The 26,649-nt window shown below is 43.3% G+C and carries 30 protein-coding genes and 1 tRNA gene; 19 read left to right on the top strand and 12 right to left on the bottom strand.

The annotated features are described in order from the left end of the window. The first annotated feature begins 43 nt into the window (after positions 1-43). The gene (locus tag ACE4RR_RS02980; RefSeq protein ID WP_375533904.1) at positions 44-289 is read left to right on the top strand and encodes a hypothetical protein; all 246 of its coding nucleotides are present in this window, start codon (positions 44-46) and stop codon (positions 287-289) included. A gap of 90 nt (positions 290-379) precedes the next feature. Here the strand turns inward: ACE4RR_RS02980 and ACE4RR_RS02975 are convergent, their stop codons facing one another. The 5 genes from ACE4RR_RS02975 to ACE4RR_RS02955 all read right to left on the bottom strand — a co-directional run bounded on the left by ACE4RR_RS02975 (position 380) and on the right by ACE4RR_RS02955 (position 3,635). Next, the gene (locus ACE4RR_RS02975; RefSeq protein WP_375533903.1) at positions 380-1,129 is read right to left on the bottom strand and encodes a helix-turn-helix domain-containing protein; all 750 of its coding nucleotides are present in this window, start codon (positions 1,127-1,129) and stop codon (positions 380-382) included. Positions 1,130-1,265: 136 nt separating this feature from the next. Beyond that, a complete protein-coding gene (locus ACE4RR_RS02970; protein ID WP_375533902.1) occupies positions 1,266-1,520 on the bottom strand; it encodes a hypothetical protein in 255 nt (84 codons plus the stop codon). Positions 1,521-1,532: 12 nt separating this feature from the next. Further along, positions 1,533-2,441, bottom strand: coding sequence for a tyrosine-type recombinase/integrase (locus ACE4RR_RS02965; protein ID WP_375533901.1), 909 nt, complete (start codon positions 2,439-2,441; stop codon positions 1,533-1,535). A gap of 132 nt (positions 2,442-2,573) precedes the next feature. Then, a tRNA-Val gene (locus ACE4RR_RS02960) sits at positions 2,574-2,649 on the bottom strand. An 80-nt stretch (positions 2,650-2,729) separates the two neighbouring features. Further along, on the bottom strand, positions 2,730-3,635 hold the full coding sequence (locus ACE4RR_RS02955) for a patatin-like phospholipase family protein (RefSeq protein ID WP_375533900.1): 906 nt from the start codon (positions 3,633-3,635) through the stop codon (positions 2,730-2,732). A 138-nt stretch (positions 3,636-3,773) separates the two neighbouring features. Here ACE4RR_RS02955 and ACE4RR_RS02950 point away from each other — a divergent pair, with 138 nt between their 5' ends. The 4 genes from ACE4RR_RS02950 to ACE4RR_RS02935 all read left to right on the top strand — a co-directional run bounded on the left by ACE4RR_RS02950 (position 3,774) and on the right by ACE4RR_RS02935 (position 8,193). Then, positions 3,774-4,919, top strand: a complete 1,146-nt coding sequence (locus ACE4RR_RS02950) for an amidohydrolase (protein WP_375533899.1) — start codon at positions 3,774-3,776, stop codon at positions 4,917-4,919. Positions 4,920-5,023: 104 nt separating this feature from the next. Continuing rightward, entirely contained in the window at positions 5,024-6,193 is a 1,170-nt protein-coding gene (locus ACE4RR_RS02945) for a mechanosensitive ion channel family protein (RefSeq protein WP_375533898.1), read from the top strand. Positions 6,194-6,303: 110 nt separating this feature from the next. Next, the gene (locus ACE4RR_RS02940) at positions 6,304-6,699 is read left to right on the top strand and encodes an HPr family phosphocarrier protein (protein ID WP_375533897.1); all 396 of its coding nucleotides are present in this window, start codon (positions 6,304-6,306) and stop codon (positions 6,697-6,699) included. 465 nt (positions 6,700-7,164) lie between these two features. Then, positions 7,165-8,193 (top strand): HD-GYP domain-containing protein, encoded by a 1,029-nt coding sequence (locus tag ACE4RR_RS02935; RefSeq protein ID WP_375533896.1) that lies wholly within the window; start codon positions 7,165-7,167, stop codon positions 8,191-8,193. Between the two features lie 9 nt (positions 8,194-8,202). Here ACE4RR_RS02935 and ACE4RR_RS02930 read toward each other — a convergent pair whose 3' ends face one another. Genes ACE4RR_RS02930 through ACE4RR_RS02920 form a run of 3 tightly spaced genes read right to left on the bottom strand, consistent with a single transcriptional unit; the run spans position 8,203 to position 9,442 of the window. Then, positions 8,203-8,394, bottom strand: coding sequence for a DUF192 domain-containing protein (locus ACE4RR_RS02930; RefSeq protein WP_375533895.1), 192 nt, complete (start codon positions 8,392-8,394; stop codon positions 8,203-8,205). Between the two features lie 29 nt (positions 8,395-8,423). Beyond that, complete coding sequence (locus ACE4RR_RS02925) at positions 8,424-8,552, bottom strand: hypothetical protein (protein WP_375533894.1); 129 nt, start codon at positions 8,550-8,552, stop codon at positions 8,424-8,426. After that, positions 8,549-9,442, bottom strand: coding sequence for a LysR family transcriptional regulator (locus ACE4RR_RS02920; RefSeq protein ID WP_375533893.1), 894 nt, complete (start codon positions 9,440-9,442; stop codon positions 8,549-8,551). The genes ACE4RR_RS02925 and ACE4RR_RS02920 overlap by 4 nt, the downstream gene beginning before the upstream one ends. Positions 9,443-9,561: 119 nt before the next feature. On the opposite strand from ACE4RR_RS02920, the gene ACE4RR_RS02915 reads away from it, so the two are divergent. The 3 genes from ACE4RR_RS02915 to aceA all read left to right on the top strand — a co-directional run bounded on the left by ACE4RR_RS02915 (position 9,562) and on the right by aceA (position 13,069). After that, positions 9,562-10,788, top strand: a complete 1,227-nt coding sequence (locus ACE4RR_RS02915) for an MFS transporter (RefSeq protein ID WP_375533892.1) — start codon at positions 9,562-9,564, stop codon at positions 10,786-10,788. Between the two features lie 81 nt (positions 10,789-10,869). Further along, entirely contained in the window at positions 10,870-11,493 is a 624-nt protein-coding gene (locus ACE4RR_RS02910; protein WP_375533891.1) for a hypothetical protein, read from the top strand. 292 nt (positions 11,494-11,785) lie between these two features. Beyond that, a complete protein-coding gene (aceA, locus tag ACE4RR_RS02905) occupies positions 11,786-13,069 on the top strand; it encodes an isocitrate lyase (protein WP_375533890.1) in 1,284 nt (427 codons plus the stop codon). Positions 13,070-13,395: 326 nt separating this feature from the next. Here the strand turns inward: aceA and rraA are convergent, their stop codons facing one another. Next, the gene (rraA, locus tag ACE4RR_RS02900; RefSeq protein WP_375533889.1) at positions 13,396-13,878 is read right to left on the bottom strand and encodes a ribonuclease E activity regulator RraA; all 483 of its coding nucleotides are present in this window, start codon (positions 13,876-13,878) and stop codon (positions 13,396-13,398) included. 148 nt (positions 13,879-14,026) lie between these two features. On the opposite strand from rraA, the gene dapD reads away from it, so the two are divergent. From dapD to ACE4RR_RS02880, 4 genes are all read left to right on the top strand, one after another. After that, positions 14,027-14,749, top strand: coding sequence for a 2,3,4,5-tetrahydropyridine-2,6-dicarboxylate N-acetyltransferase (gene dapD, locus ACE4RR_RS02895; RefSeq protein ID WP_375533888.1), 723 nt, complete (start codon positions 14,027-14,029; stop codon positions 14,747-14,749). Positions 14,750-14,836: 87 nt separating this feature from the next. Next, positions 14,837-16,045, top strand: coding sequence for an aspartate aminotransferase family protein (locus ACE4RR_RS02890; protein ID WP_375533887.1), 1,209 nt, complete (start codon positions 14,837-14,839; stop codon positions 16,043-16,045). Beyond that, positions 16,045-17,181, top strand: coding sequence for an N-acetyldiaminopimelate deacetylase (locus tag ACE4RR_RS02885; protein ID WP_375533886.1), 1,137 nt, complete (start codon positions 16,045-16,047; stop codon positions 17,179-17,181). The genes ACE4RR_RS02890 and ACE4RR_RS02885 overlap by 1 nt, the downstream gene beginning before the upstream one ends. 123 nt (positions 17,182-17,304) lie before the next feature. Continuing rightward, positions 17,305-17,487 carry a cold-shock protein gene (locus ACE4RR_RS02880; RefSeq protein WP_375533885.1) on the top strand — a complete coding sequence of 61 codons (183 nt, stop codon included), beginning with the start codon at positions 17,305-17,307 and terminating at the stop codon, positions 17,485-17,487. A 77-nt stretch (positions 17,488-17,564) separates the two neighbouring features. On the opposite strand, the gene ACE4RR_RS02875 is transcribed toward ACE4RR_RS02880, so the two are convergent. Beyond that, positions 17,565-18,410, bottom strand: coding sequence for a mechanosensitive ion channel family protein (locus tag ACE4RR_RS02875; RefSeq protein WP_375533884.1), 846 nt, complete (start codon positions 18,408-18,410; stop codon positions 17,565-17,567). 376 nt (positions 18,411-18,786) lie between these two features. On the opposite strand from ACE4RR_RS02875, the gene ACE4RR_RS02870 reads away from it, so the two are divergent. From ACE4RR_RS02870 to ACE4RR_RS02845, 6 genes are all read left to right on the top strand, one after another. Beyond that, complete coding sequence (locus ACE4RR_RS02870; protein WP_375533883.1) at positions 18,787-19,338, top strand: peroxiredoxin; 552 nt, start codon at positions 18,787-18,789, stop codon at positions 19,336-19,338. A gap of 125 nt (positions 19,339-19,463) precedes the next feature. After that, on the top strand, positions 19,464-19,922 hold the full coding sequence (locus tag ACE4RR_RS02865) for a TlpA disulfide reductase family protein (protein WP_375533882.1): 459 nt from the start codon (positions 19,464-19,466) through the stop codon (positions 19,920-19,922). A gap of 116 nt (positions 19,923-20,038) precedes the next feature. Then, positions 20,039-21,175: a DEAD/DEAH box helicase gene (locus tag ACE4RR_RS02860; RefSeq protein ID WP_375533881.1), complete on the top strand. Its 1,137-nt coding sequence runs from the start codon at positions 20,039-20,041 to the stop codon at positions 21,173-21,175. A gap of 52 nt (positions 21,176-21,227) precedes the next feature. After that, the gene (locus tag ACE4RR_RS02855; RefSeq protein ID WP_375533880.1) at positions 21,228-21,932 is read left to right on the top strand and encodes a peptidoglycan recognition protein family protein; all 705 of its coding nucleotides are present in this window, start codon (positions 21,228-21,230) and stop codon (positions 21,930-21,932) included. 76 nt (positions 21,933-22,008) lie between these two features. Further along, positions 22,009-22,680, top strand: coding sequence for a potassium channel family protein (locus tag ACE4RR_RS02850; RefSeq protein ID WP_375533879.1), 672 nt, complete (start codon positions 22,009-22,011; stop codon positions 22,678-22,680). A gap of 159 nt (positions 22,681-22,839) precedes the next feature. After that, positions 22,840-23,049 (top strand): hypothetical protein, encoded by a 210-nt coding sequence (locus ACE4RR_RS02845; RefSeq protein WP_375533925.1) that lies wholly within the window; start codon positions 22,840-22,842, stop codon positions 23,047-23,049. A 381-nt stretch (positions 23,050-23,430) separates the two neighbouring features. On the opposite strand, the gene rnjA is transcribed toward ACE4RR_RS02845, so the two are convergent. Both rnjA and ACE4RR_RS02830 read right to left on the bottom strand, forming a co-directional pair. Further along, positions 23,431-25,098, bottom strand: a complete 1,668-nt coding sequence (gene rnjA / locus ACE4RR_RS02835) for a ribonuclease J1 (RefSeq protein WP_375533878.1) — start codon at positions 25,096-25,098, stop codon at positions 23,431-23,433. A 3-nt stretch (positions 25,099-25,101) separates the two neighbouring features. Then, positions 25,102-25,311, bottom strand: coding sequence for a DNA-dependent RNA polymerase subunit epsilon (locus ACE4RR_RS02830; protein WP_375533877.1), 210 nt, complete (start codon positions 25,309-25,311; stop codon positions 25,102-25,104). 528 nt (positions 25,312-25,839) lie between these two features. Between ACE4RR_RS02830 and ACE4RR_RS02825 the strand changes: the two genes are divergently transcribed. After that, on the top strand, positions 25,840-26,619 hold the full coding sequence (locus ACE4RR_RS02825) for a Cof-type HAD-IIB family hydrolase (protein ID WP_375533876.1): 780 nt from the start codon (positions 25,840-25,842) through the stop codon (positions 26,617-26,619). Positions 26,620-26,649 lie beyond the last annotated feature (30 nt).

Raw genomic sequence — 26,649 nt, 5'->3', positions numbered from 1 at the left:
TAACGTAGAATTAATTTATTTACAAAAAAAAAGGAGGTTATTTATGGGTGGGCTAAGATCAAGTTTATTTGTAGAGTATGATGCTGAGATTCTTGAAATAGAGAACAAACTTAAAGAGCTCGAAAACGAGAGAGTTTATGATTTATCTAGGATTAAAATGGACGGCTCACTTACGCATAATGCTAATTTATTAAGAGAGATGATTATGGAGTTATTAAAAAAAATAGATAATGAGTTGCCTTCGGGTAATGACGTAATAGCCCCACTTTTTAAAAAAGAAAATGATTAAAAGACTGAAGAGTTTCAGCTCTTAGTCACTTTTTTTATTATTAAGTTAAATATAATTTTCTCTATTGCTGTACAGACTCAATATTTGTAACTATCTGCTCAAACTTAAGGAATCATTATTAACAGTTTTTCTTTGTTCGATAGTTAGAACACCTGAGAGGGCTACCCAGAAATAAGCACCAAATGACTGCTTTATACGCTCCTTCTTATAAGAGAGTACAGAAACTTTAAAAGCAATAATTGCTGGCTCAATAATATTTAATACCTTTGGAGCGTACCTCCTTGAGCAAGCGTGAACTTTCCCCCAAAGGGAAAAGACTTCCTCAGCATTAAAGAAAGGTTTTGCTGCTTTTATAAATTCTTCTGGAACAAATTCAGTTAAGTAACTATAAATAATTTCGTTCTGGTGTCGTAAGTATTGAATATCTTTAGAGAATGATTTGAAAGGAAATGTTTCTTTCTTATTTTCTTCCTTGTGAGAAGGCTCAGAAGTTGGCTCAATAGCTTCATCACGAGTGGACAATTCGAGTGGACAAATAATAGTTATGGAAGCACCAAAGCCTCCTTTCACTGGTCTCAGAGTTCTAACTCTTTTTATTACTCCATATTCAATAAGTAACTTTAGAGCTCTTTGCACAGTTCGCTTGGATACCTTCAAAGCTTCAGCAATTGAAGACAGCTTTAAGAAGCTTACTCCGACAAACTTTACTGAATGACCAGCAAGAAGCCAGAGAAGCTCTCTCTCAGTTTTATTTAAAGCAAAATAACTTAAAGCATTACTCGCAAAGGAATCCACATCAGAGACAGTCTTAAAAGTCTCGTACTCCCTTAAACTATTCATGGTTTTACTCCAAATTATGGATGTTGTCCTACTCTTTTCCTTTTCTTATAATAAAAGGTGAGAGGGAACAGCCTCTCTTATTGGTTTTGGAGCTTCCTTCACTCGCCAAACTAGAGGGGAAGCTCCTTTAATTTATTTATAAGTTGTAAATAACCTTGGTGAAGGCTACCAGTGCTTGAGTATGCGTTCTATTGTCTTTATTATTAGTGTCCTTGCTCAGTAAATACTCCAGAGCCTTCTTCTGTTGAGTTTCACTCTGCTTGTGGGAGCACTCACAGTTAAAGTTGAGCCAGCTCTTCTTTTGAATAAACTGTCTTATCTCCTTAGGTGTATATCCTAATTGTTTCGCTTCAATAATTAACCTCAAACAGTCCTCATGAATATGATTCATTATGTTTCCTCCTTAAGTTAAGTCTTTTAAGGCATCTTTCTCGTCCAGTGTTTCCAGTAATTCATGAGAGAAGTAACCTACATATTTTCTAGTTACGTCAATCTTTCTGTGTCTTGCTAAAAGTTGCACTTCCCTAAGGTTTGCACCTTTCTTGAGTAAGTTTTTGATGTAAAAATTCCTCAAGGTGTGAGGGGAGAAGTCACTCTTCAAGCCGAGCTTTTTTCGTATGCGTTTAAATATGTTTTGCGCTCCAGCTCTGCTGAGCCGGCTTCCTCTGGAGGTAACAAAGACAGCTTCACGCTTGGTATAAAAATATTCATTCTGGTATCCTTTCCAATCTGTTAGTTCCTGTCTTAGTCGCTCTGTGAGAGGGACACTTTGTAAGTCACCATTCTTACTGTCATAAATCTGTATGAGCTGGTTTTTCATATCAATGTGGCTCCAATTTAATGAAAGAGCTTCACTAATCCTTAGACCAGAGCCAGCTAAAGTTAACATTAGAGCATAATTCCTCCGAGCTTGGAACTCATTTTCTTTCCGTCTTTTCTCCCTTCTAATTTGTTTAAGAACAATGTCAAGCTCTTTATCATCAAGTATTTTTGGTTTGTCGTGTTCACGCTGATACTTGAGCTTTCTGGCTAAGTTCTCCTCGGTGATTCCCTCCTCGAATAACCACTTGCAAAAGACTCTCAGGAGTTTAATTTTTGTATTGACTGTTGAGGGGGCGTTTTTTCTTTCCTCAATACACCAGACAATAAATTCCCTTATCATTCTTGGCTCTAAATCATCAACTTCTCGAACGTCAAAGAAATACTTGTTGAATACATGAAAGAGCTCTTTATAAGCTTTCAAACTGTTCTCAGTTAAACCCTCAAGTTTCTTCTCATGGATAAATTCTTTCTGTGCGAAATCTAAAAGCATGAAAAAGCACCTCCTCTTTCTGAGGAAGCGCTCTTAAACTATACCTTCTGAGTCCCTAGCAGTGGACTACTTTTTGGTATGGTATTTTATTCTGAACTTAACAAGGGGCAATCCCTTGGGGGAGTAATTTCTTGGTGTCCCGTACTGGGCTCGAACCAGTGACCTCCACCCTGTCAAGGTGGCGCTCTCCCAACTGAGCTAACGGAACAGCTATGTAGTTATGTTGGCGACATATATAATTTACTATTTTCATAGGTTTGTGTCAATATTTTTTTTAGACTGCTGAGCTCAAGGTTTTCGCTTGTGCTGGTATTTTTCAAAGTCCCACGTGGCTAAGAATTCTTTAGCGGCTGTATAGCCGGAATCCAGTAATATTCTAATTTCTTCCTCCGTGAGGTCAAAGTCCGTGGAGTTAATGCCGAGGGCGGGGATCTGGATGGTCCGTTCTTTTGTCTCTTCACTGATGTAGCGCATGTCATGTGCCTGCATCATCGTTTTGAAGATATTTTGAAATAGGTGAAAAGGAGTCGGTATGACCGGATCGATCCGTACTTCATCTTTTATGAAACGAAAGCCGAAGGTAGGAAAGCGTGGTTTTTCGACGTCGAAAATCCAAATCGGAAAATTGCTGAGAAGTCCGCCGTCCAGAATGTATGAAGTGTGCTGGAGATTGGATTTCCATTTGACCGGCCGAAAATAAAACGGCATCGATGCGCTCATCATCACGGCTGTTGATATTTTTACATCGGCCGGGGTCATGTGGTAGCGGTCGAGGTCGTCCGGCAATATCAGCATAAGACCGTTAGAAATGTCGGAAGCAATAATTTTCAACTTATCAGAAGGAAGGTCAGCGAAGGTTTTGATCCCTTTCGCGTGCAGCAGAGAATCGATCCAGTCTTTTAAATAATCATTTTTGTAAATGCCAAAGTGAAAGATAAGCTCGGCCAGGTTCCCGATGAGTGGAATACGGTTAAGAAACGTTTCTCCTCTCAATTTTGCATAATCAAAGTTTCTCATTGCTTCTTTAATTTCAACGCTCGTATAGCCGCCTGCCAGAAGCGCCGCAATGACGGCTCCTACAGAAGTGCCGGCGAGACGTTCCCACTGCACATTTTCTTCTTCCATCGCTTCCACCGCTCCGGCAAACGCGATCCCGCGTACACCGCCGCCTTCAAAAACAGCATCCGCTCTCATAGTAAACGCCTCCTCTTCCTTACATAACCTAATTTTACCAGAAGAAAAACGATTTCGGAAAAAAAGAAGGAATTTTTCACTGGAACGAGAAGTTGTTTAGTGAACCGAAACAAAATTTCTCAAAGGAGTTTTTTCATCATGAAAAAAGCATATGTTAACGCATCGCTTATGATGCCTGATGGAAACTTTATAGAAAATGCTGCGCTCCTTGTCAATAGTACACAGGTAGACGGGATAGCCCAGGCCGGGGAAGTGCCGTCTACTTATGAAAAGATAGATGCAGCCGGCAAAATTATCACACCTGGATTGATTGATGTACATACACACCTGGGCGTCCACGAGGAAGGAATCGGGCCGCAGGGTGCTGATTTTAATGAAACGAGTGACGCGGTGACTCCGTTTATCCGGGCTATTGACGGGGTAAACCCAATGGAAGAAGGTTATGAGCAGGCTCGCCGCTCCGGAGTGACTACTGTACAGGTAATGCCGGGAAGCGCCAATGTCATCGGCGGCGAAATGATTACGATGCAGACAGCCGGACATATTGTTGATGAAATGGTGATTCAGCATCCATCCGGTATGAAAGCGGCGTTTGGGGAAAATCCGAAGCGGTTTTATGGATCAAAAGGTAAAGCGCCGGTCACGCGAATGGGAATCACCGCTATGTTTCGCGAGGCCTTCATCAAGGCTGAAAATTATAGGGTAAAGCTTGAAAAAGGAGATATGCCTGAACGGAATTTAGGGCTTGAGCAGCTCGTTAAGGTACTCCGCAAAGAAATTCCGTTGCGTGCCCACGCCCACCGTGCCGATGATATTGTCACTCTTCTTCGCTTAAAGAAGGAATTTGATATTCCGGTTACGATAGAACATTGTACGGACGGACACCACATAGCTGAATATATTGCCGAACACAATGTTATGGTGTCAGTCGGGCCGACAATGTCCTCGAAATCTAAAGCAGAGCTCTCCGATAAAGGGTGGCATACTCTGCTTGAGCTGGATAAATATAATATCAATTATTCCATAACGACCGATCACCCTGTAGTCGGGATCGAATACTTACTGACTTCTGCGCAGACGGCAGCTAAAGAGGGTCTTTCCCCGGCAAAGGCACTACAGGCTATTACGATTAATGCAGCGAGGCATCTTCAGTTAGATAAGACGAAAGGTTCGCTTGAAGCTGGGAAGGACGCGGATTTTGCCATTTGGAACGGGCATCCGTTTGATTACCTCAGCCACGTAGAAGAAACCTATATCCTCGGTAATCTCGTTTATCAGAAATAGGGAACCATTCAACCACACCTTTCCGGGGTGTGGTTTTCTATTTTATGTTACGATATATTTCGAAGTGGGTAGAGATATATGAGATCATTCAGCGGAGGGGATTTATGGATTTTTATTTTGACGCACAGAACTGGCTGATAGGTCTGCCATGGCTGGATATAGGAATAGCGATACTTATTTTCCTTTTTGTTTTTTTTATGAGGAAGATATTTACGAGATATATTTTTAGGGTGATTTTAAACCTTGCCCGTATGACACCAACGAGTATCTTCACAAACATTTTAATAGCATTTGAAAAACCGATTCGTTTTTTCATCGGCATTCTCGGTATTTATCTCGCGCTTCTGTACCTGCCATTCCCTAGGGCAGAGCTGGGATTTATCAATACAATCTACCGTTCTCTTATTATTTTTGTTATCGGATGGGGGTTTTTCAATTTTGTTGCGGTGAATTCAACGGTTTTTTCAAGAATGACACGCAACATGGAAGACGGAGAAAACAGCATGCTTGTTCCTTTTATATCCCGTCTTTCCCGTTTTGTTATAGTCGCCTTGACGGTAACAGTTATTTTAATCGAATGGGAATATGACATTACCGGGTTTATTGCCGGGCTTGGTCTTGGGGGTCTCGCGTTTGCGCTTGCAGCACAGGATACACTCAGCAATTTTCTCGGAGGCGTTATTATCGTGACGGAGCGCCCTTTTAAAAAAGGGGACTGGATCGAAACGCCAACGGTCGAAGGAATTGTCCAGGATATTTCCTTTCGAAGTACGAAGGTCCGAACATTCTCCGATTCGCTCGTGACGGTACCGAACAAAACACTCGCCCATGAAGCCATTACGAACTGGTCGGAAATTAACAAACGTGAAATTTCGTTTAAACTCAGCGTGGAGTATGGAACTCCGCGCGACCAGCTCGATAACGTAGTAAAACGAATCAACTGGCTCCTGCGCAGTCATGAAGGAATTGATCAGGAAATTATAATCGTTAAATTCAGCGAGTTTAATGAATCCTCTCTTGATATCTTTCTGTACTTTTTTACGAAAACGACCGCCTGGCTGAGCTGGTTTGATATTAAAGAGGAAATAAATTATGAAATCTTAAAAATTCTTGAAGAAGAAGGGGTCGATGTCGCATTCCCTTCAAAATCTATTTATTTTGAAGAAATGCCGAAGGAGTTCGTCGAGAATTTCGTAGACGAAATGGATAAAGTGAAAAGCAAAAAGCAAGAATCTTTGGCAGGAAGCTCTTACAATGACACGAACGACTCCTAGAATGTAGACGTTTTGTGACATCTTCTTACGAATAGGTAGAAATTTTCTGCTGGAGTCATTATAATAATAGAGGATTTCGAAGGAACGATAAAAGGAGAAGATGTAGAAACATGGAACAACTCGAAACGTTTTCGCTTTTCAGAGGCCTGTCGGTGCATAAAGTGATGGAGCTTGTTCACTTGCTGGAGCATTATGAGAGCGATGTGTTTTTTGAAAAAAAGGGCCGTGCGGCAAATGGAAAGAGTGTACTCGGAATGATGGCTGTGTTTACAACCATTAGAATTGGAGATGTGGTTCATATGCGTATGAAAGGCTCTGATTCAAAAAAAGCATCTTCTGCAGTTCGTACCTTTTTATCACAGATGAATTCGGATGATGAAGTTCTCAGTTACTGGGAAGAGGAAGGGTGCGAGTCAGTAGAACGTGCCAGAACAGGCTGTATGTCAAGCTGGTCTCCTGGAGTCAGCAGTGTGGCCAAATCCTATTTAAAAACAACACGTCATTAATGTTCAAACTGTCAGGCATTGGCCTGGCATTTTTTTATGGAAGAAATAAAAGGATAATCGCAATGGAAATAAAGAAATACCTGCGAGGCACCAAAGGCAGGCCGGTTCTCCGGACACTGGTTTGCTTTAAACTGCCGGTACTTTAATCTATTAAGATTAATCATTATAAAGTGCAAACGAGTTTGCGCAGGAATGATCAACTAATACATTCTCATTTATAATAAACAGACTTTCTTTTACTTCAGTACTTTTTCAGTAGTCTCCATATAAAGCTCGCCGGTAGAAACGGAATGTTCCTAACAGAATTCCATACGCTTGATCAATTGATCATGGGAGTAAAAAGGTGGACGCAGCAGGGATAATGCTTCTAAAAATGTTGGTCATTTTATTACTCTATTATCTATTTTTCGACTCTTGTATAATTAGAGAATAAGCTACTCTACAAGCCGTAAAGGATGGTCAGTGATGCGCTATGCTCTTTCGAAAAATATTCAACAGGGCGACAAGCTTGCGAAAAGTATTTATGCCACAGATGGCCGAATTCTCTTAAAATCTGGTGTGCCATTAACCGTCGGCTTAATTTCAAGATTGCATCATATGGGGGTTCACGCCGTATATCTAGAGAATGAAACGGTGACTGATATACATATTGAAGAAGTAGTGTCGGATAAAACTAAAAAAGCCGCTGTCGCTGCGCTTGCTGAATCGTTTCGTTACGTTCAGAACGGCGGAGATCTTGAAGTGAAATCAATTAATCAGTCGATAAGGGCCATTCTTGAGGAAGTGATGCTCAATCAGAATATTCTTTTAAATCTAACCGATATCCGCACAAATGACAGTGAGTTGTATCATCACTCCGTTGATGTATGTATCATGGCGGTACTCACCGGTGCAAAACTTGGTCTCGACCAAACGAAGCTGCATGAGCTTGGGGTAGGGGCATTGCTTCACGACGTTGGAAAGATACTTCCTAAAACGGAACAAGAGGAGAATGATCACCATACATGGCGGGGGTTTGAATTTTTACGCCGCAATAAAGAAATCAGCACCCTGTCTGCCCATATTGCGCTGGCACATCATGAATTTTTGGACGGAAGCGGGAAGCCGCGGGGCCTAAATGCAAAGGAGATTCATCTGCTTTCAAAAATTACGGCCGTCGTTAATTATTATGATAATTTAATCAGCGGGAAAGCGGCGGGCAGCGAAGCACTTCAGCCTTATCAAGCCTGCGAGCATATAATGGCGCTCTCAAACCGCCGTCTAGCGCACCAGGTGGTGTGGATCTTTCTTCGCACTGTTGCTTTTTATCCTACAGGTGCGCAGGTCCAGCTTACTACAGGAGATTCCGGTATTATTATAAGACAGCATACCGGCCTGCCGCAGCGACCAGTCGTCCGCGTCTTCCGATCCTTTAAAAGTCCAGGGGAATACGATATGGTCGATGTGGATCTAGCTGAAAAGCGCACCACTTTTATTAAAGAAATTCTTGAATAAGGTTCCATTTCACTCATGATTAGACAGCTTCAACAGATGACCTTTCTGAATGCGGTACAGAACGGCAGTTCCTGCAGGTAATTCTATTACAGAGTGAGTATTTGAGCGGAGTTTTCCAATTCTTCCAGGCCTGACATGCGTCTGTAAATCAATCACTTCAAGCTTCTCATTTACATAGATGACATCAATAGGAACCTTCATAAAAAACGTGTGAATGAAAGAACACGGTGCTAGATGACGCGCGAACCCTCTCGGAAGATTCTGCGAAACATTAATCCGATCAGCCGCTCCCGGAAATGATAAGCAGTTTCGAGCTTATCCGCAATAACAGTATTCATGCTTACATTTATCAGCTTCACGGACGGGACCCTCCTTTTCCCGATTGATCGTCAAGTAAATACGAAAGAAATGTCTGATTGGCTGCGGATAAAGGCAGTCCTTTTTTATGCGCTAACCCGAGAGACAGGACTACCGGTGGATCAAAGGGTACTGAGGCAAGCTCGTCTTCAGGGTGGATCACCATTTTTAAAAAAACAGAAACGCCAAACCCCAGTTTCGAGAGTGATTTCGCCATCGAAATTTGATTCGTTTCAAAGGCGATTTCCGGTTCTCGTCCTTTTAATTCTGCTGCCTGATCAATAATACGTCTTTGAAAATATCCTTCTTTGAAAAGAATGAGCGGCTCATCCGCTAATTGATGAAGCGGTACGGATGCTTTTTTTGCAAAAGGGTGACTGTGGGGGGCGGCCATCACCATCGGCTCCTGCAAAAGCGGGTATACCTCGAGCGAATCAGATACCTCATCGGTTACTACCATTCCGATTTCTAATTCTCCATCCAGGATGAGCTGCTCGATCATCGTCGTTCCGGCTTCACGTATTTTAAAATGAAAAAGAGGATGTTTATTTTTAAAATCTGCCATTTTTTCTGGAAAATAATAGGATCCGGCCATGGAAGGAAGACCAATTTCAATAGTACCACGGCGTCCGGCTTTTCGCTCGGCAAGATCATTCTCAGCCCTCCCAATAACATTGCGGAGCTGTTCTGCATAGCGGTACAGCACCATTCCTTCTTCAGTCGGGCGGATCAATTTCTTTTCTCTGATCAGCAGAATCAGGCCCGTTTCTGCTTCGAGCTGCTGGACTGCCCTGCTAATAGCTGGCTGTGCAATTCGAAGGACTGCCGCTGCTTTCGTAAAGCTCTGCTGACGGACGACCTCTGCAAAATAACTAAGCTGTCTGCTTTCCATATTGTAACTCCCTTTTATAACCATACGTTATCGTATTTATAATTATTATATATTTTATTTATGTAAATAGGAATGCTACGCTTTTATATAGATTGTAAAAGTGAAAGAAGGTTCACCACATGATAGATATTAAGACAGCTGTGTTTTGGAGGGCGACAATTGCTTTAGGTGCGTCTTCCTTTCTTGTTTTTGCCAATTTATATTTTCCGCAGCCGCTCCTTCCATTGTTTACAAATGAATTTGGGGTCACAGAGACGGTCTCAAGCTTAATTATCTCCATTTCCCTGTTTGTACTTGGAATAAGTTTTTTTCTATATACTGCATTATCTGACGCTTACGGAAGACGGGTTATTATATTTGTAACGATGACACTTGGGGTGGCTGGGACAATTTTACTCAGTATTGTTCCTTCATTTGAATGGCTGCTGGCAGTGAGAGTGCTTCAGGCAGCGGCCCTTGCAGGGGTGCCGGTTGCTGCAATGGCGTATATTAGTGAAGAATATGCCGTGCGGGCCATGACGGTGGCAGTCGGCATTTATATTAGCGCTAACAGTCTCGGCGGGATGGGCGGCCGCTTTATCAGCGGTGTGCTGACCGATGCGTTTGACTGGCGTACGGCCTTTTTGGTGATGGGGGCGATCAGTGTTGTTGTGTTTTTTATTGTCCTGCTGCTGCTTCCGCGTTCAAACCAATTTCAAGCCCGCCCATTTCAGCTGAAGGCGCTTTTCAGGGATAACAAAAGACATATCAAGCGGCCGGCGATGAAACTGGCATATATTATCGGCGGGCTTCACTTTTTTGTATTTATTGGTGTATTTAACTTTATCACCTATTATTTAAGTGGAGAGCCATTCAGTGTTTCTACGGCTGTTCTCGGTATGCTTTTTCTGACGTATGGAGCCGGTACAATCAGCTCTACACTTGCCGGGAAGGCAGCTCATATTTGGAAGCAGACAGTTTGTATGTTTTTCGGGATTGCCTGCATGGCTTCAAGTATCCTGCTTACTCTCATCCCTGTTTTCCCTGTCATTATACTTGCTCTGCTGCTGCTGAGCTTTGGTTTCTTTTTTGTCCATTCAAGCTCCAGCTCCTGGGTAACGCGCCATGCGAAGGAAGCAAAAGCTAGCGCATCCGGACTCTATCTCACTGCTTATTACCTTGGAGGAAGTCTTGGCAGCTTTTATTACGGTCTGCTGTGGCCGTCCTTTGGTTGGAATGGCATCGTGCTCGGTTCTTTACTCATTTTATGTGTTACTATTTTCTGTACCGCGAAGCTGCATCTCATTGAAAAGAAAGAAAACCAAGCTGTTAAACGTTATTCGATGGCAGCCGGACAGCATTCGTAATTAAATACTTATCAATGTATGACTTTCGTCTCATTTTTTATAACCCTTGTAATATGTGTGTAATTTATTAAAGGAGAAGGAATGAGTCTATTAGATGAGAAGGTCAGTCAGAAAATGGGGGATACGATGAGATATTCAATTATTACGGCTGCAGGGCTGGTATTTATACTCGCCTCCGGCTGCGGCACCGCAGACGAACAATCAGAGACTGCAGCCGGTGCAGAAAAATACGAGCAGAACGAAGCAGTAGTAAAAGAAGCTCCCACGGAAGTAAAAAGTGTCAGTACGAATGAAGCGTCCGAACAAACAGACGAAGCACGGAATATGTTTAGTGAAGTAGCAGGAGAAAAGGCAGATGAGTACCTCAATATGCTTGGTGAGCCGGCTGATAACGTAGAATTGATTTTCGGAACTGCGGAAGAGAAAGGCTCTTTTGAAGGAGCGGAATACGAACAGTACGGGGAGTTTACCTTTTTTATCGACTCCAATGATCAAACCGTGCAGGCTCTTGCATACCAGCCGTCAGGACATTCTCTTACCACAGAGGAAATAAAAGAAGCGGCAGGGGAAGCGGACGAGAGTTACTACAATGACATGGATCAATTATGGACAGAGGTCTATACGTTTGACACAGCTGATATTATCATTGAAAAATCTGATAAATCCTCCAGTAAGGTTGAGTATATGTGGTATGAAACAAAATAAGTGATGGAGTCTCCTTCGTTTAATTGAAGGGGACTTTTTATTTTCATTGCTATTGCTGAAAATCCCGCAGTCAGCGGCCAGCTGACGGGGCAGCAGAAGTGTCTGCAGCTTTTGCACACTTTTCCATAAAAAGGAAATAATCTTTTATCTGTTATGATACAGATGTGCTTATTTCAAGGGATTAAAAGTATTTTCAAAGAAATTTTAAAAAACATGTTGCATAACAGTTTATACTGTTATATTATAAATACATAGAAAAAATACTGTACTAAAACAGAGGAGATGAGAACAAATGGGTAAACTTCAAGAACAAGCAAAAAAGCTTCAGGAAGAATGGGATAAGGATGAAAGATGGATCGGCATAGAAAGAACCTATTCCGCAGAGGACGTTGTGCGGCTCCGTGGATCCATGGAGATCGAACACACGCTGGCGAAAAAGGGAGCTGAAAAGCTCTGGAAGCATCTTCATAATGAACCGTATGTAAATTCGCTTGGCGCATTAACAGGCAATCAGGCAGTACAGCAAGTAAAGGCTGGTTTGAAAGCGATTTATTTGAGCGGCTGGCAGGTGGCAGCTGACGCAAACCTGGCCGGGCAGATGTATCCCGATCAAAGCTTATATCCTGCGAATAGTGTGCCGAATGTAGTGAAACGTATTAATCAAGCACTGCAGCGCGCCGATCAAATTCAGCATATGGAAGGCGACGAGGATGTTGATTACTTTGCTCCGATCGTAGCTGATGGGGAAGCAGGCTTTGGCGGACAGCTTAATGTATACGAGCTCATGAAAGCAATGATTGAAGCCGGTGCTTCCGGTGTCCACTTTGAAGATCAGCTCGCCTCAGAAAAGAAATGTGGACATTTAGGAGGGAAAGTATTAATTCCGACGCAGGTAGCAGTCAGAAATCTAATTTCCGCCAGACTCGCTGCAGATGTGAGCGGCACGAAAACCCTTCTGCTTGCAAGGACGGATGCTGATGCGGCAGATCTGATCACCAGCGATATTGATCCGGCGGACCATCAGTTTATTACAGGCGAACGCACAGCGGAAGGTTTTTACAGAACAAAGGCTGGAATAGATCAGGCCATCGCGCGTGGACTGGCATATGCACCTTACGCAGACTTAATCTGGTGCGAAACTTCAAAGCCGGACCTTGAAGAGGCGAAGCGTTTTGCTGATGCCATTCACGAAAAGTTCCCTGGAAAAATGCTCGCGTATAACTGTTCACCTTCATTTAACTGGGAAGGAAATCTGGATAAAGAAACGATTGAAACATTCCAGGCTGAGATCGCTAAAATGGGCTATAAATTCCAATTTGTGACCCTTGCAGGTTTCCATGCTCTCAATCACAGCATGTTTGAACTGGCCCGTGGCTATAAGGCCCGCGGAATGGGAGCATATTCTGAACTGCAGCAGGCAGAGTTCGCCAGTGAAGCAGACGGGTATACTGCTACACGCCATCAGCGAGAAGTAGGGACTGGCTATTTTGACGAGGTGGCACAGGTAATTTCCGGTGGAACATCCTCTACTACAGCACTGAAAGGTTCAACAGAAACCGCCCAATTTCAAAAATAATGAAAAAGTGGGCTGCTCAATATTGTCCGGGACAAGGTCGTGATTAAAAGAGGCTGGAACATAGCAGTCTCTGAAGAATGTAATAAGCTTCCGATTATCGAAAAATGATATTCGGAAGCTTTTTGTTTTTTGCTATTCCCCCTGGGAGCTGGATGCGGACATGAGGTACGCTATTTGCATGAATGGGAATTTGCGTTGCTTTTAGGCTGATAGCGGAACCAGTGTCCGCAGAACCAGCTGCTGCAGCTCTGCAGGCGGGGTAAGATGTAATCTTCTAGATAACATGTAATAGAGCTGTCTCCAATAACTTATGAGACAGCTCTACCTTATTTTAATGAGAGCTTTTCTTCCGCAAGGAGGATGCCATCTTCATCTGCATAAGCCCACATACCTGGACGCCATTCTGCATTTGCGAATCTCAGCGTGATGTCGGAACTGCCTTCTCCTTTTTTGATGGATTTAAATGGGTTTGTGCCAAGCGCATGAATTCCAACAGGCATTTCGTTAATTTCACGAGAATCCCGGATGCACGCGTTTAATATGACTCCGGCTAAATTTCGTTCTTCAGCGATCGCAGCCAGGTTGTCGCCCATGAGAGCGCAGCGTTCCGACCCGCCGCCGTCGACTACTAATACACTGCCTTCGGGGAGGGACTCGAGGGCCTGCTTTACCAGAACATTGTCTTCAAAAACTTTAACCGTATGTACCGGGCCGTAAAAGGATACATTTTTGCCGAACGGAATAAATAATGGATCGGCAAGTACCACTTCCTCTTTAAAATCATCACAAATATCTGCTGTTAATCCCATGAAAAAATCCTCCTTCATATGTTTACTATCACTTCTCTGCCATCTTCGATAAAGTAGAGCGGTATTCCTTCAAATAAAGCCGTAACTATTTCCTAAAATGTCTCACTGTGATACCCTATTGAAGAGAATGGATAAGGAGGCAGCTAACATGAAGCAAATGGATGCAAACGAAATTATTGCTTTTATTTCTGAAAGTGAAAAATCAACTCCCGTAAAGGTACATATAAGAGGGCAGGAGCTTGAAAATATCGGCTTCGGCAATGAAACGAAAACTTTCATCACGGGTAATACGGGTGTGTTATTCGGAGAATGGAAGGATATTAAAAAAGCAATTGAGGACCACAGTGATAAAATCGATGATTATGTGGTAGAGAATGACCGCCGTAATTCTGCAATTCCCCTGCTTGATATGAAGGATATTCCGGCAAGAATTGAACCGGGAGCAATCATCCGCGATCAAGTGGAAATTGGCAAAAATGCCGTGATCATGATGGGAGCCTCTATCAATATTGGATCTGTCGTCGGCGAAAATACTATGATTGACATGAATGTAGTCATGGGAGGCCGTGCGACAGTAGGAGAAAACTGCCACATTGGAGCCGGCACGGTTCTGGCTGGTGTCATTGAACCTCCATCCGCTCAGCCGGTGCTTGTCGAGGATAATGTTGTAATCGGTGCAAACTGCGTCGTGCTCGAAGGTGTTAAGGTTGGCAAAGGAGCCGTTGTAGCAGCAGGAGCCATCGTTACAGAGGATGTTCCTCCAAATACGGTAGTAGCCGGGACGCCAGCGCGTGTTATTAAAGAAATTGACGATCAAACAAGAGGAAAAACGGAAATTAAGAAAGAATTGCGCCGCTTAAACGAAGATTAATCAACAAGGCTGCCTGCCCGGAACGTTACTTTCCGGCCGGGCAGCCTTCCTGCTATCTTCATCATTTTAGAAAGGAACGAAGCAGCCATGAATTGGATGGATAAGGATCAGCAATATTTAATGAATACGTATCAAAGGCTTCCGATTACTATTGAACGTGGAGAAGGGAACTGTTTAATTGACGACACGGGCAAAAAATATCTCGATCTTTTCACAGGACTTGCCGTGAACATCCTTGGTCACTCTCACCCTTATCTTCTTGAAAAATTAAACGAGCAGGCGAAGCAATTTTTGCATATATCCAATGTCTTTTTAAATAAGCCTGCTATCACACTTGCCGAGCGACTGCTCAGGGAGTCTATTCCTGGGAAAGTGTTTTTTGCCAATTCCGGTGCAGAAGCGACAGAAGCTGCCGTCAAGCTGATTCATAAATGGAAAAAACATGCTGGTAACAATAACAACGGGGTGGCAGTGCTTCAAAATAGTTTTCACGGAAGGACTCTCGGTGTAGTTAAATTAACAAGGCAGCCAGGAATATATCAGGATTTTCCTGCCGCTGACTATCCTGTATATGAAACAAAAGCAGAGGACCTTGAAGTGCTTGAACGCGTGCTTAAAGAAGATAAACCGGCGGCTCTTTTACTGGAGCCTGTACTCGGGTCCGGAGGTATTATGCCTCTTAGCAGGGAATATCTTGAAGGAGCAGAAAAGCTCTGCCGTAAGTATGGCATTTTATTCTGTATTGATGAAATTCAAACAGGAATCGGCCGCACTGGTAAATTTTTTTCTTATCAGCATACGAGTGTGCAGCCGGATATAATTGTATTTGCAAAGGGAATTGGCGGAGGACTTCCGCTTGGAGGTATTATTGCAGGAAAAAGAGTAGAGGATCTTTTTCGGCCGGGTGACCACGGAACCACTTTTGGTCCGTCTCCGCTGAGCGCGGCCATGGGTAATGCTGTACTTGATGTGCTTTTTGACCAGAATGGGCTTGAAGAAGGCCGCCGCAGTGCTGATTATTTATGGGAGCAGCTTGAGTTTTTGAAGGTGAGATCCGGCGGGCAGATTAAAGAAATCCGCGGCCGGGGCATGATGCTCGGAGTACTTCTTCATGCAGACTCAAAAGAAGTAAAGCAGATTCAACGTCAGCTGCTTCACCGCGGTTTTATGGTTAATGTGACGCAGGGGACGATTATCCGGATTCTTCCACCGCTGACACTGACCGAAAAAGAAACGGACACCTTTGTTCTAGCCTTAGAAGAAGAGCTTGCCGCACGGAGAGAGGGGGCTCAGTAATGAAGTATAATAAATTAATATCGATTCGACGCGACCTTCACCGTATCCCGGAAATCGGCTTCAGTGAAGTAAGAACGCAGACTTATCTGAAAAAAATTCTTAGTCAAATGCCGAAACAGCATCTTAGCCTCACGGAGTGGAAAACTGGCCTGCTTGTATTTGTAGAAGGCACCGCTCCGTTGAGAACAATCGGCTATCGAACGGACATCGACGGCCTTCCGATTGAAGAGAATACTACCTACGATTTTATGAGCGAGCATGAGGGAATGATGCATGCCTGCGGACATGATCTTCATATGACAATTGCGCTTGGTATCCTGCATTACTTTGCCGAAAATCAGCCGGATGACAACCTGCTTTTTATTTTTCAGCCAGCTGAAGAGGGGCCTGGCGGGGCAGAACCGCTGCTTGCTTCCGCTGAATTTAAGAAGTGGAAACCGGATGAAATATACGCTCTCCATATTGCTCCTGACTATCCAGTCGGCACAATTGCCACAAAACCTGGACTTCTCTTTGCCAATACGTCTGAACTTTTCATTGATCTGACTGGCAGAGGAGGCCATGCAGCCCGTCCGCATACAGCGAATGATATGGTGGTCGCAGCAAGCCACCTCGTTACACAGCTGCAGACAATTGTTGCAAGGAACGTTGATCCGCTTGATTCTGGGGTAGTGACAATCGGCAAAATTACAGGAGGCACGAAGCAGAACATTATTGCAGAAAAAGCGAGGCTGGAAGGTACCATCCGTTCCTTATCCATAGAGAGTATGCATGAGGTAAAAGAGAGAATAGAAGCTCTTGTCCGCGGTATCGAAACGGGCTTTACCTGCGAATCAACAATTGACTGGGGTGCTAATTATTGTCAGGTGTATAATGATGAGGCGCTGACACGAGACTTTATGAATTTTACAGAACGTCGAAGCGGTGTACATCTTGTAGAATGTGGGGAAGCAATGACTGGAGAGGATTTTGGATACTTTCTCGAGGAAATCCCCGGGGTTATGTTCTGGCTTGGAGTCGATACTCCTTACGGTCTGCATGACAGCAGAATTGAGCCAAAGGAAGACGCGATACAAGTGGCAGTAGATCACATGATTGAGTTTTTTAAAAGTTCCAGGCAAAGCTCAGAAAGCTGAACCTGAGCGGTATTTAATGATTAATTAACTCAAAATTTTTTAAAGCAGGGAACTTAACTTTCTTCTTTCTATCATACTGTGATCGAAAATAGGTTATAATGGAAAGAGGAAGGGGTAATGAGCATGTCTTATTATAATAATAGAAAAGAAGAACGACCGGAAGTGGAGACGTCCATCTGGGCGTGCACGAATGATGATTGCAATGGCTGGATGAGGGAGAATTTCACTTTTGAGAAGAAGCCAGTGTGTCCGCTTTGTCAATCTGAGCTAAAAAAGGATAAGAAGACGTTGCCCCAGATTAACTAGTTTAAAATCATAGAGCTCTCTTTATGCACGGGAAAACCGGCCATGACTGTATGGCCGGTTTTATTTTTGCGCAGTGCTTACGCTTCCTTTTTTTCCACATATACCTGATGTGGAAAGGGAATTTCAATACCATGGGCATCAAGTGCTTCTTTACAGGCTTTACGGAGTTTTCTTTCAATGCCCCACTGCTCCATATTTTCAGTTTTACCAAGAATGCGGATAACGACATCTGAATCTCCGAGCGACTGTACCCCAAGAACATTCGGGCCTTCAACTACCGCCGGTTCTTCTGCCGCCACCTGGTCACAGACCTCCTGCAGTAACTTTATCGCTTCATCCATATTATCATCATAGGAAATGCTGATATCGACAAGAGCTCTCATATTACCGCGGGTATGATTGGAAACGGTGCTTATTTCCCGGTTAGGAATAAAATGAAGAGTGCCGTCAAAGCCGCGGATCTGTGTGGTTCGAAGTCCGACTTCTTCAATGATGCCGTCTATACCCGCGGCCGTTACATACTCTTCAACATCTACTTGTTTCTCAAGTAAAATGAAAAAGCCAGTTACTACGTCACTGACAAGGCCCTGAGCACCGAAACCAATGGCCAGTCCGACAACACCGGCTCCTGCAATGAGCGGTGCAATATCAAGTCCGAAGATACCAACCACTATGGTAACTAACACAAATACTAATATATACGAGAAAATACTGATGGAAAGCTTTAATAAGGTTTGGATCCGACCGGGATGTACATTCTTTCGATCCTGCATCCGGGAAAAACCTCGGGTAATTACTTTTTTTCCGATGGCTCGTGCTATAAAATAACCAATAATAACGAGCAGAATCTGTAATGCAATTAAGGAAGCCCCTCCGACCAATGTGGCCCAGAACCCGCTTTCAAAATTAAACGTTTGTCCCATATGATCCTCTCCTTAAACTGAACGTGTCGATTTTTGTTTACCCTGATTTGATGAAGTAAAACTAAGTATGTTTAAGTTCGTCGAAAAGTATAACACAAAAATTTCACAGAGCTCAAATGCGCAAAGGTTTACTTTCAGTTTAAAATCTATTAGTGTTGTATTTGGAATGAGAAATACTACAAGCATTTTCTCATTAAATATTTATAATATATCCGCACAATTATAGGTTTGAAATTATCACAGCAGGGTAAAGTTTATATTGTGTGTGGATGTACTATTTACATTGATTATAATATAATATTGACTTTAATTAGGAAGTCGTATTATAATAATCTATGTGTTTACAGATAATAGAGATTAAAGGAGTGGATTATTAATGAGTGAAAAGCGCATGGTAGCTAAGCAGGCACCTCGTTTTGAGATGGATGCAGTTCTGCCGGATAAAGAATTTGGAAAAGTAAGCCTGGAAGAAAACATGAAGGAAGACAAGTGGACAGTACTATTTTTCTATCCGATGGACTTCACATTTGTCTGCCCGACAGAAATAACGTCAATCAGTGACCGCTACGATGAATTCGAAGATCTAGATGCAGAGGTTATCGGGGTATCTACGGATACTATCCACACTCACAAGGCGTGGATTAATACCTCCCGCGATGATAACGGTCTTGGAGATTTGGAATATCCCCTCGCTGCAGATACCAATCATCAGATTTCCCGTGACTACGGCGTTCTGATTGAGGATGAAGGTGTAGCACTCCGTGGTCTGTTTATTATCAGCCCGGAAGGCGAATTGATGTATTCTGTGGTAAATCATAATAATATCGGACGTGATGTGGACGAGACTCTTCGTGTTCTGCAGGCACTGCAGACTGGCGGACTCTGCCCGGCAAACTGGAAGCCTGGCCAGGAAACACTGAGCGTTTAATTGTAATTAAATCATGAAAAAGAGGTCTGACTCCGAGGTTGGGCCTCTTTTATGGAATAAGACGTATTTTACTGTAATATGCTTATAAAGGTTTCTACATCGAGACAAAGGAGGAGTATGGGTTAATGGCACTTAAACTAAGATCGGAAATGCCTGATATTACCGGTGCGACTGCCTGGTATAACGGAGAAGTTACGAAGGATGATCTAATCGGCGACAAACCGACACTATTTCATTTTTGGTCCGTAAGCTGCGGCCTGTGCAAAGAAGCCATGCCGAATGTAAATGAATTCCGCGATGAATATAAGGATGACTTAAATGTCGTGGCTGTTCATATGCCGCGTTCTGAAAAGGATCTCGATCTGGACCAGATTCAAAAAGTGGCTGAGGAGCACGGTATCACACAGCCGATTTTTGTAGATAATGAGCACAAGCTGACTGATGCGTTTCAAAACGAATATGTCCCAGCTTATTATGTGTTCGATAAGGACGGCGCACTTCGCCATTTCCAGGCAGGCGGGGGCGGAATGAAGATGCTGACAAAACGGGTCAACCGCGTGCTCGGGAACACAGAAAAGAAATAAATCACCTTTATTACGGAAGGCTGCCGCAAAAATGCTGGCAGTCTTTCTTTTTTTCCGTTATCTATGGTATTTTATAAACAGTCGAGCAATCTTACTAATAAGAAAAGAGGCATAAAATGCAGGAAACATCCATCATAAAGCAGCTCCCCGCCTTTCTTCAGGACAATTGGCAGAAGCAAAGCTTTGCAGAACCGACCGAGGTGCAGGAAGCAATTATTCCGCTGCTGACTGAAGGGCATGACCTATTATTTGAATCACCGACTGGCAGCGGTAAGACAATTGCTTACTTGTTTCCGGTTCTTTCTGGAATTGACACGAAAAACCACCAGACACAGGCCGTCATTGTAGCCCCTACACGTGAGCTTGTTATGCAGATTCATACCGAAGTAAAAAGATGGACAGACGGAAGCGCCATTACGACGGCGGCGTTTATAGGCGGGGCAAACATAAATCGGCAAATAGATAAATTAAAAAAACCAGTACACATTGTCATCGGAACCCCAGGACGGCTGATTGAGCTGATGGAACGCAAAAAGCTTAAGATACATGGAGTAAACAAGATCATCGTTGACGAGTGTGACCAGCTGATGACGAAAGAGCATATGCAGAGTTTAGAGCGAATCTGGAAAGCTGCCCCGCGGGAGCGGCAGATGATTTTCACTTCTGCTACAATTCCAGCAGAATTAGAGCATTATGCATCTGAAATCCTGGAGAACTACAAAGTGGTCCGTCTGACAGCGAGTGACGAGGATAGACAAAGAGTAGATCATTCGTATGTAATATGTGAGAGACGGGAGAAAGTGGACCAGCTCCGCCGGCTTATCCGCACTCTAAACGTCCCAGCACTCGTATTTATAAAAGACGCAGATAAGCTCGAAGAAACTGCCGGCAAGCTGATCTATAAAAAGCTTAAGCTTGCTGTACTCAGCGGGGGCAGCTCGAAGCTGGAGCGTGAACAGGCGATTACTTCTTTTCGTAATGGAAAAATTGAACTGTTGCTTGCGACGGACCTTGCTGCCAGAGGCCTTGATATTGAAGACCTCCCCTGCGTCATTCAGTTAGATGTTCCGATGCACGCTGAAGAATATACCCACCGTGCCGGGAGAACAGGCAGGATGGGCAGGGCAGGTTCGGTTATCTCGATCGTAACTTATAAGGAAGCAAAAGATCTCACCAAAATACTCAAAAAACTGAAGCTTTCAGCTGAAGAAAAGCGGCTCGAAAACGGACGCTGGGCATCTGTGAATAATTAGCAAAAACTCACCTCCTCCATTTTCATTCGATGAATTCATATAGACAGTGGAGGTGGTTTCAATAATAATTAAAAATATCTCACAGTCTCTGCCCATTCATAATCACAAACGCTATCACAAAAGAGATTTATCAGCTGTCCGTCAAATTGTAATTCACCACAGTGCTACCAGCTCAGGAACTTCGCTGGCTTTTGCCAATTTTCACATTAATCACCATGACTGGCCTGGTATCGGTTATCATTACGTTATTTTAAAAAATGGGATCGTTCAGGAAACTCAGAAGCTGACTACTGTGTCGTATCATGTTTCCAGTCACAATCTGAAATCAATCGGCATCTGCCTTGTTGGTGATTTCACAACACATTCACCACCGCTAAAGCAATATGCAGCGGCGGTGGAACTGGTGCGTTATCTGCAGAAAGACAAGCCTGAGCTCGCCGTTTTCGGTCATTCCGAATGCCCTGGAAATTCTTCAACACGGTGCCCGGCGCTTAACATGCATGATTTTCGAGGCGCCGTCCGTCAGAAAGCAGGATCATTTGCAGCCAAGCGGCCGATGCTGCAAGAGGGAATGAGAGGAGAAGCCGTAGTCTCCCTGCAGTCCCTGCTCCGGAAGGCTGGCTTCTCTCCTGGGCAGACAGATGGAATCTTCGGTCCCAAAACATCCAAAGCAGTGAGAGCTTATCAGTATGCGAGAAAGCTTGCGGTGGACGGCATCGTCGGTCCACTCACATGGGGAGAGCTTCAGAAACCGTAAAATTGTTTTGCTTCCCGCTCCGGTATCCGATAAAATAGGTAAAGCTGAAGCATTATAGTGCAATGGAGGAACGCAGATGAAAAAGGAATTTGCTGTGATTGGACTGGGGCGTTTTGGAGGCAGTATCTGCAAACGTCTTGCCGAAGAAGGCATGAATGTTCTTGCGATCGATAGTGATGAAGAAAAAGTAAACGAGTTTTCAAATATCGTGACACAGGCAGTCATTGCCGACAGCACAGATGAAAAAGCACTGCGCGGACTGGGGATACGAAATTTTGACCATGTCATTGTAGCAATCGGGGATAATATTCTTGCCAGCATTATGACAACTCAAATTTTGGATGAGCTCGGCGTGAAGCACATTACTGTTAAAGCGCAGAATCTTCACCACGAAAAGGTGCTGAATCGTATCGGGGCGGATGAAGTCGTTCACCCTGAACGAGATATCGGTGTGAGAATCGCGCATAACGTTGTATCGAAAAATGTACTGGATTACTTAGAGCTTTCTGATGAATACAGCATTGTCGAATTAATGGCCGGCCAAAAGATTGCCGGAGAAACAATTATTGATCTTGACTTTCGTGAAAAATACGGCTGCAACATTCTCGCTATTAAAAGAAGCGATGATATAAAAGTATCGCCACAGCCAAATGAAGCTATAGAAAACGGGGATATATTGATTGTTGTTGGTGCGGATGCTGATATAAACCGGCTCGAAAACCATTGGATTGATGATAACGAAGGCTGATTGCATACATTTGCGGCAGTGAAGCAGCTGCACTGAGAAAGTTTCCTGGCGTAAATCACCCGTCTGAGTCGCACTTAGGATGAACTTAATATAAAAGCGGCTGTTACCAAAAATATATTGGCACAGCCGCTTTCTTTTAAAAGATTAAGGAAGATTATGTTGATTTCATCCCTGCAGGCGGAAGCTTTCCGTGGGGCTTGTCTTCAACTAATTCAGCTTCAGCGAAGCTTCGTCAGAATGGATTTTCAGACGGCGCTGATCCCGACGTCGCCGCCTTCCGTTCTTCAATTTAATAATAAACTCCATCGTCTCCAAAAAACCGGTCGGGTTTTTGAAGCTACTGAAAAACTGAAGGTCTTTGAAAAGTAGAATTTTAATAAAGCGGTCTCTGTGGAATTTAATTTCCTCACAGACCGATCTTCGTATAATTTCAAGTGGTTTGTGCCCTCTATTCCTTCCATTCGTTTAACGATTTGTTTCACATTAGCTGTAAAAATCGCCATAGCACCTTGAATGCGCATGCCTTCGAGACCCGAAGATGAGGCGACCTCATATCCGTGTCTATGTTTCCATTCGCTATTCTTCGCTTCAATCTTATATCGTTTGTACAAAAAAAGAGTGATTTTCTTTTATAAACCAAAGAAAATCACTCTTTTTCGTTTTTCCCTTTGTATAATCCACAACAAACATTAACAGCTCTTTCAGATAGAAAGGACTTTTTCAGTGGCCTCGGACTTTGTCCGGTTTTTCTTATACTTCCATGATAATTGGCAAAATCATTGGTTTTCTCTTTGTGCGTTCATATAAATAAGGAGAAAGCTGGTCAATGATTTCATTTTTAATTTCTGCCCACTGCGTTGTTTTTCGTTTCATTACCTCATCTAAATGAGATGTTAATTTGCGCTGGGCGTCGTTTATCAACTCTCCGGATTCACGCATATATACAAACCCGCGAGAGATAATGTCCGGACCAGCAGACACTTTGAAGTTTTTCATATCAATACTTACCACAACGACAACCAGCCCTTCCTCGGATAGGATTCGGCGGTCGCGCAGCACAATATTGCCGATGTCACCGATACCGTTTCCATCTACATAAACAGAACCGGACGGCACCTTTCCAGCCAGTGCAGCGCTCTTATTGGTCAGTGCAAGCACATCTCCAATTTCCATTACAAAGGAATTCTCCTCTGGAACACCACAATCCTTTGCAAGTCTCACGTGGTTTTTAAGCATTCTATATTCACCGTGAATCGGCATAAAGTACTTTGGACGGATCAGCCGGAGCATCAGCTTTTGTTCCTCCTGGCCGCCGTGACCCGACGTATGAATATTGTTTAATGACCCGTGAATTACTCTCGCGCCGGCACGTGTGAGCTGATTAATAATTTTGTTAACCGACAACGTATTTCCAGGAATAGGTGAGCTTGAAAATACAACAGTATCCCCTGGAATGATTTGAATCTGACGGTGCGTACCATGAGCAATCCGGGAGAGCGCAGCCATGGGCTCGCCCTGGCTTCCTGTACAGAGTATCGCAGCCTGATCATCAGGAAGGCGGTTCAGCTGAGAAGGCTCTACAAATGTATCCTTTGGAGCTTTAATATAGCCAAGCTCCTGGCCGATAGTAATGGCTGACTCCATGCTCCGGCCAAAAACAGCAATCTTGCGTCCGTGTTTAACGGCTGCTTCTACCGCCTGCTGAAGACGGTAAATATTCGAGGCGAATGTCGCAAAAATAATGCGGCCTTCTGCCTGCCTGAATATATTGTTAATACTTTCTCCGACTTTACGTTCCGACATGGTAAAACCGGGAACTTCACTGTTGGTGCTGTCGGAAAGAAGGCAGAGCACTCCGTCTTCGCCGATCTGCGCCATTTTCGACAGATTTGCCGGCTCACCTACTGGAGTGAAATCAAATTTGAAATCCCCAGTGTGTACAATATTGCCTTCCGGTGTGTTGACGACAATCCCAAAGGAGTCGGGTATGCTGTGGGTCGTGCGGAAAAACGAAACCTTTAATTTTTTAAAAGAAATAGTCTGATCCTCTTTTACAATATTTAATTTCGCTTTCCTGAGCAGTCCGTGCTCTTCCAGCTTTCCTTTTAATAGACCGACTGCCAGCTGCCCGCCGTAAACCGGAATATTCATCTCTCTGAGAAGGTATGGGATTCCGCCAATGTGGTCTTCATGGCCGTGCGTAACAAACAGCCCTTTGATTTTATCCTTATTTTTAGCAAGGTAAGTGTAATCAGGAATGACATAATCAATACCGAGAAGTTCATCTTCTGGAAACATGATTCCTGCATCTATAATAATAATTTCATCCTGATACTCAATAGCATACGTATTTTTACCGATTTCGCCTAAGCCGCCCAAGGCAAAAACAGCTACTTGATTTTTATTTAATTGTTTCATCTGTTATTTCTTCTCCAATTTGAAATCTTCGCTCTGTTTTTCAAAGGCGAGCTGCTCATCGGAAACCTGCTGAATAAACTCGATATTATACTTTTTATCAGCGAGGTGTCTTCTCACTTCTTTTTCACTATCTGCTTCGATTAAGATCGAGTCTGTATTTTCACGGACTGGTACCTCCATGAAATTTTTCTGATAAAATACTTTGTAGATCATATCTAAATATCTCTCCTTTTATCTAATCTTCTATTGAAATCCTTTTGGAATACCGCTTCCGATCAGCGGGCAAAAGTCCTCTGCGATATCCCATTCAGATTAAGCCGGCTTCTTTGATACCGTTATTATAAATCAATCGTATTCTCTTTTCATCTTTTTAAAAGGGAAAAAAAGAAAATAAAACGATACGCACGTGATTCCAATTATCAAATTGTAGCTGATTTATGAAATTATTTCAACACAACAGGAGTAATTGCATTTGATCCATTCGGTAAATACCGCTGTTTTGGGAGAAGTTTTCGGCACCGATTGATTATTTTCTTCCGCCATTTTTTCATTGTTTCACACCTCCGTACTTCACTCTGTTTGTTATAGTGTGGAAACTTTGGCACGAAAATTTTCCTTTTAAATAATGGAAACTAAAGTGTGTTCTCTTTTCATTCATGAAAAAATGTTTCATACTATTTATGGAGAAAAAATAATAAAGAAAAATGATGGAGTGGAGAAAAAACGAAAAGAGGGGAAATCATGCGCCAGCCGAAAATTGTATTTTTTGATATTGATGGGACATTGTTTACGAAGGACATGATCCTTCCGCAGTCAGCGAAGGAAGCGATTAAAGTACTGCAGGAGCAGGGTGTGTATGTTGCGATTGCGACAGGTAGAGCTCCTTTTATGTTTGAAGACCTTCGCAAGGAGCTTAATATCTCTACGTTTGTGAGCTTCAACGGATCGTATGTGGTAGCGGATGGAGAAGTAATTGAGAAAAAACCACTGCACATGCAAGATTTAGAGAAGCTTTGTCAGTTTGCTGATAAATCGGAGCATCCAATGGTGTTTTTAGATCACGAAGAGGCAAGGGCAAACCAGGATAAACATGCGGATATTGCAGAAAGTCTGAGGGATCTAAAGATGGAATATCCTCCAATCGATGAATCCTTTTATAAACAGACGGAAACATATCAGGCTCTGTTGTTCTGCGGCAGAGAGGAAGAGGATCAATATTCCCGTCAATTTAAACCATTTGATTTTGTACGCTGGCACAGGCTCGCTTTGGATGTCCTGCCAACCGGCGGCTCCAAAGCGGAAGGATTGAGGGCTGTCGCGAAGCATTTAGGATATTCAATGGATGAAACAGCTGCATTTGGGGATGCCTTAAATGATAGAGAAATGCTCCGGGAAGCCGGTATCGGTATCGCAATGGGCAATGCCCTTGAGGAAGTAAAAAGGGAAGCTGATATGGTAACTTCACCTGTGTATGAAGATGGGATAAGAGAAGGATTGAGAAAAATCGGGCTCCTTTCCTAGCACATACATTTTAGTCGAGAAGGCAAGTTT

The sequence above is a fragment of the Alteribacillus sp. HJP-4 genome (assembly GCF_042139015.1).
Lineage (GTDB): Bacteria > Bacillota > Bacilli > Bacillales > Marinococcaceae > JBHIKY01.
This window is presented reverse-complemented; position numbering and strand designations above follow the sequence as displayed.